We start from the raw sequence: 13,033 nt of genomic DNA, 5'->3' as shown, positions 1-13,033 counted from the left end.
TTATATTTCTTCCAATCAAGCTTCTTTAGTTTGTCTATACTTGCACATCCGCAAATTAAGTAAGTTATAACTCTTAAATTTTCATTCTTCGCTCATCTTGCATTTGTTTCAAACGACTGTCTATTCTTGCCGACATTGCTTGATTATCTTTTGCCAATCGCTGGGCATGCAACATTGATTTAATTGCATTTTCCTCACTACCCGACCAATATTCTGCTTCAGCCCGATAGCGTAAAACATTAACCGCTCTTAAAGGTCCATTCTTATCCAAATTCGCAGCTTGCTGTAAAAATTGCCAACCTTGTATATCTCTTGGATTCTTATTAATAAATCTTTGAACCAAGGTTTGAACTTGCGCAAACTTACCTTGGCGCAGCAACACCTCAGCCAACTTATAACTAAAAGCTTTATTTTCAGGCATCGTCATCTGCATAGAAGCAATTGTAGTATAAGCTTGATCTAACTTATTTTGGCCAAGATAAATATCTGTCTGCAATAATGTTACAAGAGGCTTTCCACTAGATTTCGCTTGATCTAGAGTAGACTGCGCTTGTACATAATCACCTTGTCTTGTGTAAAATGCTGCCAAGGCAATCAGACCAGCAATATTTTTTTGCGAGGCCAAACTTTGTAGTTGGTTTTCAGTGGCCTGATTGGCAACCACCATGGTGTACCATTTTAAAATTTCAAAATCTGCATCATATATACGATTTTTAACTCTAGGCAGCTGGTTTGCACGGAGCCTAGCTTCACTCATACGCTCAGTCGTCAAGGGATGAGTCAACCAGAAATCCGGTAAAAAACTTACTCGACTTGTAGCTCTATGCATTGTTTCAAAGTAATCAGCCATACTTTGAGGGTTATAACCCGCCGCATACATATATTGCATACCAATACGGTCTGCTTCACGCTCTTGATTTCGACTATATGTTAATTGCTTATCCATGAGTGCAGCTTGAGTTCCAAGCATCACTGCTGCACCCGCATCACCACCACCCTGCGCAGCTATAGCCACCCCCGCTAAAAGTCCTGCTAGACTTAGCAATGTTTGACCTTTAAAGGCTTCTTCAGAGCGACTAAAATGTCTTTGCGATACATGCGCAATTTCATGCGCCATAACACCAGCAATTTCATCAATATTTCGTGCTGAGGCAATAAGCCCTGTATTGAGCGCAAATAAGCCACCCGGAACAGCAAAAGCATTAATTTGCGGGTCTTTAATCACGACTAAACCAATCGGCTGACCAAGCTGAGTTTCACTTAAAATACTCGAAAATACCTGAAAAAATTGATCTTCTAACCAGACATCCTGAATAACAGGCATTTGTTTATGAACTTCACGAAAAACTTTTTCGCCAATAAATTTTTCTTTTTGTTGATCAAGCAAACCAATCCCACTTCCAATATTTGGAATTTCTACTTGATTTGCAGAAGGCTGAGGGTCGAAAGGCTGTGCGTACGAAGCATTTGTTATAAAAGCCGTACTTAAAATAATTGGCAAAAATCTCAAAAGTTTTTCTCTAGTAAAATTAAACCATCAAAAAAGTCTACTGATATAAAACATAAAAAATTATGTTCAATCAATAGACTTTTAATATATCACTCGAGATCGCTTAGTTTTGCAATGAAGTGTTATTAATCATTTATGCAAAGTTTGGGTTTACCAAATATCTAGGAGTTTTATCCTCTAAAGCTTCAACCAGATTTTTATAAGCAAGATTTGCCATTTTTTTACGGGTCTCTGCAGTCGCAGATCCTACGTGAGGCAAAGTAACAACATTTGGCAGTTTAAAAAGCTCTGAATCTTGTAAAGGTTCTTTTTCATATACATCTAAACCAGCCCCGAAGATTTCACCGCTTTGTAAGGCCTCAATCAATGCATGCTCGTCAACCACTGAACCACGCGCAATATTTATAAAAATAGCGTGCTTTTGCATAAGCTCAAATTGAGCTTTACCCATCAAGGCTTTCGATTCATTATTTAAATCAACTGCGGTTACTACAAAATCAGACTGTTGCAATAACTCATCTAAACCAAGATATTGTGCTTTTAAAGGCTCTGCCAATTCAGGTTTTTCACGGCGGTTATGGTAAACAATATTCATGTTAAATCCATAAAAACCACGTCGTGCAATTGCAGCACCAATATTACCAAGTCCAATAATTCCTAGCGTCTTTCCAAAAACATCTAAACCAAACTGTTGAGGCCCAACAGTTCTTTTCCATTCACCTTGTTTAGTCCAATGATCAAGAAAAGGAACTTTTCGAGCGGCACTTAGTAATAATGTAAAAGCAAGATCAGCCGTTGTTTCAGTTAAAACATGAGGGGTATTTGATAACCAGATTTTTCTTTGGTTTAGATAAGCCACATCATAATTGTCATAGCCAACTGTTACAGATGAAATAATTTTGAGTTTTTGAGCAGGCGCAAGATTACTTTCATTAAGAAGTCGACCAGCACCAATCATTCCATCAGCATCTACAACTTGTTGGCGTATTTGCTCATTAATATCACCCAGTTTTGGATTAAGAACCACAACATGATAATCCTGTTGTAATCGAGACAAAATTTCTTCATCAATTTGGCTAAAAACTACAACTTTTTTCATGTAAATCCCTACTACTCGTTGTTATCTTGCATTAATTGCCATAACCTTTTTTTAAGGAGTGGTTTCTCCAACATCTCTTTTAAACTCGCCAAATGAATAATATTGGCATGTTGAATATAAGAACATTCACCAAGGCACAAGATTTTCTTGCCTGCTGCGACAGCATCTAAAAATCCTTGAATATATGAACCTGCACCACGTTGGTCTTGATAGTTAGCTAAAGGGAACGGCCATTTTAGTTCAGCATATTGCCCTATTTTTGCTTTTTGAATGTTATTCCAAAGCTGCTTTTCTTCTTCACTTAAATTAGTAACATCTAAAAAAATAACACACTTTTCAAGCGCAAAAGCCTGCAACTCAAATGAAGCAATCGTAACCACTGGAGCTTGTACTTCAGCACGAGGTACTACAACAGGCGGAACTTCTACTGGAAGTGGTACCGCAATTTCAGGTTCAGCTTTTGGAATTTCGTTGACTTGTGGTTTTGTCGGCTGCTCAACAACTGGATTGCTCTTAGAAGGCAATATAATTGGCTCACCTTCTGGAGCAGCTTGATCTCGCCAGAGGCTTTGAGCATTATTTCTTTGGCACACCTGTATCTTAGGAATCCATACATCAATTCCCAAAGTTGCCAATATATTTCTTTGCTGCCCAATCATCTGTAAATCAATACCTCTACTCTACCTACATTCTAACGGGCTTCAGTTTTTTTTTCAGTGTTTTATTTCATTCAGATGTTTTTATAATCGTATATGTCTTTTAAATAATCATCACACTATTTCTCTTTTGCATTTGATCCACAATTTCTTCTGTCTCAAAGCCAAAACGCCAATAAAGCAATTCAAGCACATCCAGTTCATCTTGCGTGATAATACGGTCACTCCACAAGCACATTTCTGCAATAGCTAGAATACTTAGACGGTCACGTAATAATAAACCAGCAATATCATTTAAAATTTCAGCCAGATCTAATGGCTCATCTGAAATTTCATCATAGATATACATTTCATCTGGATTGAGTAACGAACGTAAAATGCGCTCACGTACTTCTAACTGATTCGGGCTATTAATTTGTTGAACATGAAGCAGAGCATCAATCAAACGGACAATTTGAGGTTTCACTTCTTCAAATGCAGTCGGTAGATGTAACGGCATCAAGTTCAACTCATGTTTAACCCGCTCCAGTAAAAGTGCATCTAACAACCCAATTTCACCATCTTCTTGGATAATAAGTGCTAGCTTAGTAAGAAATTGCCGCGCAATACTTGCAGGTATATGCCCAATATTTTTACAAGCATCATGAAATATCTGAATATGGATACGCCCATCCAAATTCAATAATGCATCAATAATGGCATGACTCACAGGTGCATCTTTTGGAATGAATTCCCGATATTGGCGAATCATCAAAATAGCGACCATCACTTCACGCGAACCAGTCGCAGTTTGTAGTGCTCGTTGAATTAATTCTGGACGCTTTTTATTTCGACGTACATCACTACTCAGGGGCTTAATAGCATCATTTAATGCAAAACTAATTGGTGAAAGCCTTAATAAAGGTAGAGGCTGCGGAGATGACCACGGAATATAAATTTCTTTCTCAGATTCTTCCAAGAAATGAAATAAGCTAAACAACGGACGGTTACGAAGTTTCTTTAAATTTTCTAATTGTAAATCTTGTAGCAAAGTGGGATTTAACTCATAAATACGTTCACGAATACTCGGGTGAATATTCATCCAGCTTTGGGGGCTCAGTGAGTTAGCAAAACACATATGTGCGATTGATTCGGAATAAGCACTATGAATTTGCGAACCAGAGTGGTGAACATAAATACGCAACAAGGTTTGGGTATTTGCATTATTTTTTAATAGTCGTACTGTTTTTTGGTCATTACGAAAGGTACGCCCACTCAAAGTCAAATATTTGATAAAACGAGTAATCAGTACACCGAGGCTTCCAGCCAACCAGATGACTCCACCCACCGCAACAAAAACTGTTTCAAATTTATGTTTATAGCCCGGGCTATAGCGCTTAAAACCTTGTTTGGCTAATTTACTACCCCACTGACTAAAAGTTGTTAAACCACTATATAAAATCTTTAATTTTGTATTCTCAACAGCCTCACCCGATAAAATTTGATTAAACTCATGGCCCAATAAACCATATAACTCAAGCTTATCCAGATTCTGTAAAGCACCCCATGTCAGAATAATTACGATATCTTTGGGATGAAAACCTGCCGTAAGTGCATTTACACCAACTTCATCAGGTAGTACATATACGGTTGGAACTTTAAGTGAAAAAGTTTGCGCTAAGTGTTCTGTAATTTTTAATGCCGCAAGTTCTTCGGGAGTACTTTCCTCTTTCACCAAACGACGTGCTTTAAGTTGTTTTGCTAAAGAGTGCCCACCTTTACGCAGAATATAAAGTTCGGTAACTACCGACCAAACCATAATAAAAAGTAATAGCGCAATGAAGTAAGGACTTAAAGTATGCCACCAAATTGGTTGGCTATAATCAAAAAAATGTACGAGTAAACCTAAAATTAAATTTAAGATAAAAATAGTAAGCAACACAGCAACCAAACACATAGTGATGGACCATGCCATATTTTTATTTTCGATTAGATAGTGGCTTACTTCTTTCAATGTAAATATTCCCAATTACATTGTTAGGTTTCATCATAAAAGAAAAAAGCGGGAAATACCCGCTTTTTTCGGCGATTTCTATTCTTCTTTGATGCCTGTTAAATCTACAGAAGCAGCATCGACATTGACATCAATATAACCATCTTTTTTCTTTTTCGCAGAGTCATTACGCTTCTGCTCTAAGTTATTTAGATAGTTACCATCAATATCACCTGTTACATAGATTCCATCAAATACTGAGCAATCGAACTCAGTTAAGTCAGGCACTTTGCTGGTACGTACAGCATTTTTCAAGTCTTCCAATTCTTGGAAAATCAAACGATCAGCACCAATAATTTCTTGGATCTCTTCCACACTACGTTCTGAAGCAATAAGCTCAGCTTTAGCAGGCATATCAATACCATAAACGTTTGGATACATCACTTTTGGTGCTGCTGACGCAAAGTATACTTTTTTTGCACCAGAATCACGTGCCATCTGAATAATCTCATTACACGTTGTACCACGTACAATAGAGTCATCCACCAATAGAACGTTCTTACCTTTGAATTCTAACTCAACTGGGTTTAATTTCTGACGTACAGATTTTTTACGTTGCTGTTGACCCGGCATAATAAAGGTACGACCGATATAACGGTTTTTCATAAAACCTTCACGGAACTTCACACCTAGAATATTTGCAAGTTCTAAAGCTGAAGTACGGCTCGTATCAGGAATTGGGATAACCACATCAATATCGTGGTCCTCACCCCAGTCACGTAAAATTTTATGAGCAAGCTTTTCACCCATTTTTAAACGCGCTTTATAAACCGAAATTCCGTCAATAATGGCATCAGGACGAGCAAAATAAACGTACTCAAAAATACATGGGCGATATTTAGGATTAGCAGCACATTGTTTAGAGAACAACTGACCATTTGCATCGATGAAAATTGCCTCACCTGGTTCAATATCACGCTCAATTTTAAAACCAAGAGCAGTAATAGCAACCGATTCAGAAGCAATGATGTATTCCATCTCACCCTGTTCAGTCACACGTGACCCATAAATGAGTGGACGTATACCATTTGGATCACGGAAACCTACCAAGCCATGACCAGTGATCATCGCTACGACACCATACGCACCCTGACAACGCTCATGCACACGAGAAACCGTGTGAAAAATATCGTCAGCTGTAGGATTTAAAGTGCCTTTCTTCTGTAATTCATGCGCGAACACGTTTAAAAGAACTTCTGAGTCAGAATCAGTATTCATATGACGTAAATCTGTTTTAAACAGGTCATCATGAATTTCTTCTGCATTGGTCAAATTACCATTATGTGCAAGTGTAATACCGTAAGGTGAGTTTACATAAAATGGTTGTGCTTCAGCACTGCTCGCAGAACCAGCAGTTGGGTAACGTACATGGCCAATACCATAATTACCAAGTAATGCTCTCATATGACGAGTATGAAAGACATCACGCACCATACCGTTATCCTTACGAAGGAAAAGACGGCCTTCATGGCAGGTTACTATTCCAGCTGCATCTTGCCCACGATGTTGCAACATCGTTAAAGCATCAAACAACATTTGGTTCACTGGCGATTTACCGGCTATACCAACAACTCCACACATAGCAACCTCGCAGACAAGCTAGGAATTAATAAAAAGGATTCTTTGTCGAATGGTCGGATCGGTTTTCTAAATCTTCCGATTCGTCCATTGGTTTTGAAGGAGTGCCTGATGCACTACCTCCAGATGTTATTTGATGAAATGCCTCACTTGCAGCATCTTTAGATAACTCGGTAGCTAAAGGCGCATAAGGCAATAAAAACTGTATAAATTTGGACTGTTTCCAGTGCGGTGAACTTTCAACCCAAGGCCCTACACCCTGCATTGTAATTAGTACAACCAACAAGCCTTTTAAAGAACCAAAAGCACCACCTGCTAAACGATTTAATGGCCCCAATTTCAGACTTTTCAAGAGGCCATTTAAAAATGCAGAGACGATCCATGTTAAAACAATGATCAAAAGTGCTATAAATGCAAAAGCTGCAATTTTTTGAACAACTGGATCATGACTTAAACCCGACATAGACGGAGCAAGAAGGACAGCATATTTTGCACCCATAATTAATGCAATGACCCATCCTACCAAGTTCGCAAAGGCTTTAATAAATCCTTGTCGCAAACCGTTTAGCCCCCCAATGAGCAAAAGTATCAGAATAATGATATCAATTGTGTTCATATTCACTTAAGTCATGGCTGCAACACATTGTTTCACTAGAACAGGACCGGTATAAATAAGCCCGCTATAGATTTGCACTAATGTTGCTCCAGCTTGCTGTTTGACTGCTGCTTGTTCACCCGACAAAATTCCACCCACACCAATTAATGGGATTTGTCCTTTCAATGTTTGAGCAAACAAACGTAAGCATTCTGTACTTTTTTCAAAAACAGGTGCACCAGATAAACCACCCGACTCATTACCATTAGGTAGATTTTCTACACCTTCTCTTGATAAGGTAGTATTAGTAACGATCAAGCCATCAATTTTGAACTGCACTAATTGAGCTGCAATAAACTCAACATCTTCAGCTGTTAAATCAGGTGCAACTTTTAAAACCAAAGGAACATAGTGGTTATTTTGTTCAGCTAGCTCAAGTTGTCTTTCTTTTAAGGTTTGCAACAATTCAGTTAATGCATCGCCACTTTGTAAACTTCTTAAGTTCTTAGTATTTGGAGATGAAATATTAACGGTAATATATGAAGCGTAGTTATACACTTTCTCAAGGCAAATCAAGTAGTCATCAACAGCTTTTTCTACAGGCGTATCAGCATTCTTACCAATATTAATGCCTAAAATTCCTTTAAACTTTGAAGCTTTGACATTTTCGATCAGCTTATCAACACCATCATTATTGAACCCCATACGGTTAATAATGGCTTGAGCTTCTGGAATACGGAATAAGCGCGGCTGCGGATTACCCGATTGAGGACGAGGTGTAATGGTTCCAATTTCAATAAAACCGAACCCCAACCCAGCTAAAGCATCAATGTGTGCACCATTTTTATCAAGACCGGCTGCCAAACCTACTGGATTTGGAAATTCAATTCCCATACAAGTCGTTGGTTTCGCCTCTACGCTCTGACGGAGTAGGCCGAACTTATGTGCTTTATCAAGCATAGATAATGTTAATTCATGGGCACGCTCTGGTGCTAAACTAAACAACATCGGGCGAGCAAGTGAATATAACATACCAATCACAATCTACTGATTTTAGGTAGGCATATTATAGGCACAGGGAGCACAAAACACCATGCTTAAGACCAGCATATTTTAATATGTTATTGAACCGTCGCTGTTAATTTAATCTGACCTTCACTTGAAATCATTTCCATTTTTTCAATACTTAAGCCCATTTGTGCCAGTTGGGTTAAAAAGTTAGCTAAAATTGCGTAATTCTGATGAGTAACAATAATTTGTAACTGCTCACCATTTTGTTGAGAAGTAACCGTTAAACCTTGCTGTTGAGCTACACGTTGTATTTTTTCTGCCTGCCCCAGCTCAAGCTCACTCGCAGGTTTCATAGTGACCGCATTACTTTGCATCCACACCATCAAATCTTTTAAATCATTTAAACGCTGTTGCTGTTGTTCTGCTAAGGAATGCATTTTCCAAAGTGAAGCTCCAATAATAGCTACTACAACAAAAATTGTAGTAAAGACCACCATAATACGTTCACGGACAGTCAAACGGTCTAAATATTGATTAACTTGTTGGATCCACTGATCAAAGCGGTTCTGCAATTGAGCTAACATTTTCATTATTGTATTTTCACCACCCCAATTGCCCCACCACCATCGGCTTGAACATTACCTAACTCTGCCTTAAATCCTTGCTGATTGAGTTGCTGAGTTAAAGCTTGCAAATCATCTGCAGATTTTGCTTTTAAAGCCATGGTTAGTGTAGAGGCATCATAATTTAATTGTTGAGCTAAAATTTGTCTTTGCATCAAAATAGGTCCAACACGGCTCAATAAAGAAAGTGCTTGTGTATCACCTTGCTTACTCATGCGTAAATGACTTTCAAATTGGCTTTTTATATTTTGTTCGTTTACACGACTAGAAGGACCAAACCAATATTTATATTGCTCTATCGCCTGTTCAGCTGTTTGATTCGCTACATTTCTTAATTTGACCCAACGCAATAAATCATAGCTAAACTGAACCACAATGATTGCTAAAAGAATAACAGCACATGCTTTCCAGTAACCTGAGACAGTTTGCTCTTGTCCTTTGGCTTTCGGTAAAATATTAAAAGGATGCTGTTTAGGTTTATCTAAACCCTGAAATTGATAAAAAAACTCTGAACGTTGCTCAACACTAGAAGCTGCTTCTAAGCTTTCTAATTGTTCTGTCGTTAATCCACTATATTGATAGTTTGTTTCAACTGGCTGGAATTCCAAAAATAATCCCAAATCATCTAGTGAATTACCCACCCATTTACTTTCACGCGCCAGTAATTTTTGATCAATATTACAAAGGATAACTTGGTGTTCTTGTGGTTCTGGCAAAATCAAAAAGTCTGGCAACAAAGCAACAAGCTTGATTGGCAACAAATTCATTGCATGTTGCCATGTTTCCACAGTGGTTTTTGCAACGCCCAATATTGTTAATTGATCAGCATGAAAATGATGAACCACTTTCATGTGATCAATCGGTAAAGTCACAAACTCTTCAAGCAAATATTTAACACCATCTGCCCCCAGTTGTTTGTAATGAGACTTTGCTATTTGTTGCTGGAATACCTGAGCATGACGACTAGGAAAAAAGACGACAGCCTCTTTTCCTTGATGTAATTGTAGGTCTTGTATTAATTGGTCGAGGCTTTCAGCCTGCAACCAGTTTTCTCCGTTAGACCAATGCCATATTCCATTGGTTTCAGGCATCCATAAATACAGCATAATGGGCTAAATAACCTTTTTAATTATATTGTGGGTATAAAACTATTTTTTTGTGTTGATAAGCCAGTTGCAATCACAGCCTGATCATAAATTCGAGCTTCAGCCAATGCAAATGGATTAAAGTTTTCATGAGTCAGTAGCTCAGCAATATGCCCTACTACATTCATATGACAAACTACTACAATTGACTCATAAGGAATCTGTGACAACCACTCAATTGCTTCTTTAGCATTATCATCTGGCTTAATTTTATCGCATAACAACACAGGCACATCTTTAAAATAAGCTTGAATATGTGCCAATGTCTCTTGAGCACGTAACAAAGGACTAACTACAAAAATATCAGGCTTAACAATATCTTTTAAAAATGTTGCTGTCTGTTCTGCTTGAGCATGTCCACGAGCAGTAAGAGGACGTTTAGTGTCGTTACCATTTACAGGTGGAGCGGCTTCCCCATGGCGAACCAATGTCAGTTGCATAAATTTTCCTTGTTAATAATTCCTGCATTATAACCACAATTTATGACATTTCTTCTTCAGACTTCGTGATGAGGTAAAACAAATTCAACATCACTACGGTGTCCGTTTTTCATAAGAGATAATGCAATATTTAAAGGAGGTGCCCCTTCAAAAATAACTTCATATAAAGCGTTAGTGATAGGCATATAAACATCTAATTCTTCTGCTTTACCACGCACCTGAACGATTGTATTGATGCCTTCTGCTGTCTGCCCCAACTCTTTACTTGCCTGATCAAGTGTTTTACCTGAACCTAAAGCATAACCAATCTGATAATTACGGCTTAAAGGACTATTACAAGTAGCGAATAAATCACCAACACCTGACAACCCCAAGAATGTAAGCGGATTTGCACCTTGTTTTACTGCAAAACGGCTCATCTCGGCCAAAGCACGCGTTAAAATCATACTCTTGGTGTTTTCACCAATCTTGTAAGCGGCACCAATTCCCATTGCAACCGCATAAATATTTTTAAGCGCACCACCTAACTCCACACCGTGCACATCATCACTACCAAAAACACGGAATAGAGCACTATGCAGAGCATGTTGCACAGCATAACGTACTAATTCAGAGTCACTGGCAATAACAGTGCCAGATGGCATACCTGCCATAATTTCTTTTGCAAGGTTTGGACCTGATAGCACACCATAAGGAACTTCAGGTAATTCTTCACGAATGATATCGCTCATGAAGCTGAAAGTTTTAGCTTCAACACCTTTGGTTAAAGACACAACCGCCTGTGCAGTAATATAAGGAGCAATTTGTTTTAAGACATCACGGAATGAGTGACTCGGAATTGCGACCAAAATAATATCTCGATCACACACGGCTTGCTCAAGATCAGACACAGCGCGTAATGATGACTCTAAAATAAAATCTGGCAAATAACGTTTATTAATGTGGGTTTTATTAATTTCCTCAGCTGTTTCGGCATCACGAATCCAGATCATGGTATCGCAACCATTACGTGCAGCTAAATTTGCCATAGCCGTCCCGAAGCTACCTCCCCCCAGAACAGTAATACGTAAAGCGGTTTTTTTATCAACCGCAACTGGTTCTACCAAATCTGTAAACTTAAATTCAGCCATCTTTTATTATCCTATTTCTTACTTCTACAGACGTTTAAGCCTGCCAAACTTTTACGAATTCTTTACTTTCAATATCTGCACGCGGTGCAATCACTTTAGCTGCTGTGCCGACGTAAATAATACCTGAAATTAAATCACGGGGTTGCAGACCTAAATGCTGTTTTAACCAATTTGATTCGACAACTGCACCACTACGCCACATGGTCGAAAAACCTTGAGCTTGTAGAGATAATAAAAGATTTTGTACTGCGGCACCCGTACTTAAGATTTGTTCAAAATGCGGTACTTTCGGATGATCTTGGAGTTGTGTAAGCGCTAAAATGAGTAGCGGAGCACGAAAAGGATGTTGTTTAACACGTTCGAGTTGAGCGGGATCAGTTTCACCTAAATCTGCCAAAGCTTTTGCTAGAACTTCACCAAAAGCACCACGTTGTTCGCGTGAAATAACCACAAAACGCGTTGGCTTAAGTCGATGATGATCTGGAGCAGTCAAAGCTGCTTGGAAAGCTAACTCTAATTGCTCTGTACTTGGAGCTGGTTCAACTAATTGGCCAATAGACTGACGCTGATGAATATTTTGGTGAATTATTTGTATTGCTGAATCCGTCATTAATATTGATCTAACTCAAAAATTCAAAATAGATTAGCATAATCTACCGTTAATCCACCATTGAATCTAGTTTATAAAATTAGCGAACTCTCACTTTGACATTTTTTAATACAAAACATCAAAACTCATACAACGTCTTCAAAATCAAATAGAAAACTTGTGTTCAAATATCAATATCTTTTAGCGATTAACTTTAGGTGCATTATGAAAAAAATAATTTTAGCGAGCGCAATGAGCGGTGTTGTTTTATTACTTAGTGCTTGCGCAACTACTCCTAAAAATACTTTAGCAGTTCAAAAAGAAAATAATCAGTTTGAAGTTACAGGTATTGGTAAAACCAATTTAATCGCGAAGAATAATGCGATTACTGCAGCTCAAAAAACTTGCTCAAAAAACACTACGCCAGTCGTTGTAGATGAAAAAACAACATATAACGGTGTATTAAAAGATGTTGTAAGCGAAAAAACAGGTCAAATGGTTGAAGCAGCAGCAGGTGTTATTGGTACATTAACTGGTAAAAATGCATCTCTAGCAAAAGATGATGACTACCAAACCACGCTTACCTTTTATTGTAAAATTAACTAATCAAAAAAAATCCCAATCA

General features: G+C 38.1%; 13 protein-coding genes. 1 reads left to right on the top strand and 12 read right to left on the bottom strand.

Translation table 11 applies throughout. The features are described from left to right. Positions 1 to 73 precede the first annotated feature (73 nt). The 12 genes from RFW85_RS19370 to RFW85_RS19315 all read right to left on the bottom strand — a co-directional run bounded on the left by RFW85_RS19370 (position 74) and on the right by RFW85_RS19315 (position 12,429). Positions 74 to 1,501, bottom strand: a complete 1,428-nt coding sequence (locus RFW85_RS19370) for a M48 family metalloprotease (RefSeq protein ID WP_080759594.1) — start codon at positions 1,499 to 1,501, stop codon at positions 74 to 76. Positions 1,502 to 1,643: 142 nt separating this feature from the next. After that, positions 1,644 to 2,609 carry a D-glycerate dehydrogenase gene (locus RFW85_RS19365; protein ID WP_078221130.1) on the bottom strand — a complete coding sequence of 322 codons (966 nt, stop codon included), beginning with the start codon at positions 2,607 to 2,609 and terminating at the stop codon, positions 1,644 to 1,646. A gap of 11 nt (positions 2,610 to 2,620) precedes the next feature. Beyond that, positions 2,621 to 3,268, bottom strand: a complete 648-nt coding sequence (locus tag RFW85_RS19360; protein ID WP_170248624.1) for a hypothetical protein — start codon at positions 3,266 to 3,268, stop codon at positions 2,621 to 2,623. 100 nt (positions 3,269 to 3,368) lie between these two features. Further along, complete coding sequence (locus RFW85_RS19355; protein WP_078221132.1) at positions 3,369 to 5,258, bottom strand: M48 family metalloprotease; 1,890 nt, start codon at positions 5,256 to 5,258, stop codon at positions 3,369 to 3,371. 78 nt (positions 5,259 to 5,336) lie between these two features. Then, the gene (gene purF, locus RFW85_RS19350; RefSeq protein ID WP_044100970.1) at positions 5,337 to 6,878 is read right to left on the bottom strand and encodes an amidophosphoribosyltransferase; all 1,542 of its coding nucleotides are present in this window, start codon (positions 6,876 to 6,878) and stop codon (positions 5,337 to 5,339) included. Positions 6,879 to 6,903: 25 nt separating this feature from the next. After that, positions 6,904 to 7,491, bottom strand: coding sequence for a CvpA family protein (locus tag RFW85_RS19345; protein ID WP_002115251.1), 588 nt, complete (start codon positions 7,489 to 7,491; stop codon positions 6,904 to 6,906). 6 nt (positions 7,492 to 7,497) lie between these two features. After that, complete coding sequence (locus tag RFW85_RS19340) at positions 7,498 to 8,502, bottom strand: quinone-dependent dihydroorotate dehydrogenase (RefSeq protein WP_086265864.1); 1,005 nt, start codon at positions 8,500 to 8,502, stop codon at positions 7,498 to 7,500. Positions 8,503 to 8,591: 89 nt separating this feature from the next. Continuing rightward, positions 8,592 to 9,071: a type II secretion system protein GspM gene (gene gspM / locus RFW85_RS19335; RefSeq protein ID WP_309171803.1), complete on the bottom strand. Its 480-nt coding sequence runs from the start codon at positions 9,069 to 9,071 to the stop codon at positions 8,592 to 8,594. Continuing rightward, entirely contained in the window at positions 9,071 to 10,210 is a 1,140-nt protein-coding gene (gspL, locus tag RFW85_RS19330; RefSeq protein WP_170248626.1) for a type II secretion system protein GspL, read from the bottom strand. Before gspL ends, gspM begins: the two co-directional genes overlap by 1 nt. 23 nt (positions 10,211 to 10,233) lie before the next feature. Continuing rightward, a complete protein-coding gene (locus RFW85_RS19325) occupies positions 10,234 to 10,689 on the bottom strand; it encodes a histidine phosphatase family protein (protein WP_086265862.1) in 456 nt (151 codons plus the stop codon). A 56-nt stretch (positions 10,690 to 10,745) separates the two neighbouring features. Further along, positions 10,746 to 11,819 (bottom strand): NAD(P)H-dependent glycerol-3-phosphate dehydrogenase, encoded by a 1,074-nt coding sequence (locus tag RFW85_RS19320; protein ID WP_002115297.1) that lies wholly within the window; start codon positions 11,817 to 11,819, stop codon positions 10,746 to 10,748. Between the two features lie 34 nt (positions 11,820 to 11,853). Continuing rightward, on the bottom strand, positions 11,854 to 12,429 hold the full coding sequence (locus RFW85_RS19315) for a nitroreductase (protein WP_170248627.1): 576 nt from the start codon (positions 12,427 to 12,429) through the stop codon (positions 11,854 to 11,856). 204 nt (positions 12,430 to 12,633) lie between these two features. On the opposite strand from RFW85_RS19315, the gene RFW85_RS19310 reads away from it, so the two are divergent. Further along, a complete protein-coding gene (locus RFW85_RS19310; protein ID WP_170248628.1) occupies positions 12,634 to 13,014 on the top strand; it encodes a hypothetical protein in 381 nt (126 codons plus the stop codon). The last annotated feature ends 19 nt before the right edge of the window (positions 13,015 to 13,033 follow it).

The organism is Acinetobacter sp. 12966, assembly GCF_031196995.1.
Lineage (GTDB): Bacteria > Pseudomonadota > Gammaproteobacteria > Pseudomonadales > Moraxellaceae > Acinetobacter > Acinetobacter geminorum.
This window is presented reverse-complemented; position numbering and strand designations above follow the sequence as displayed.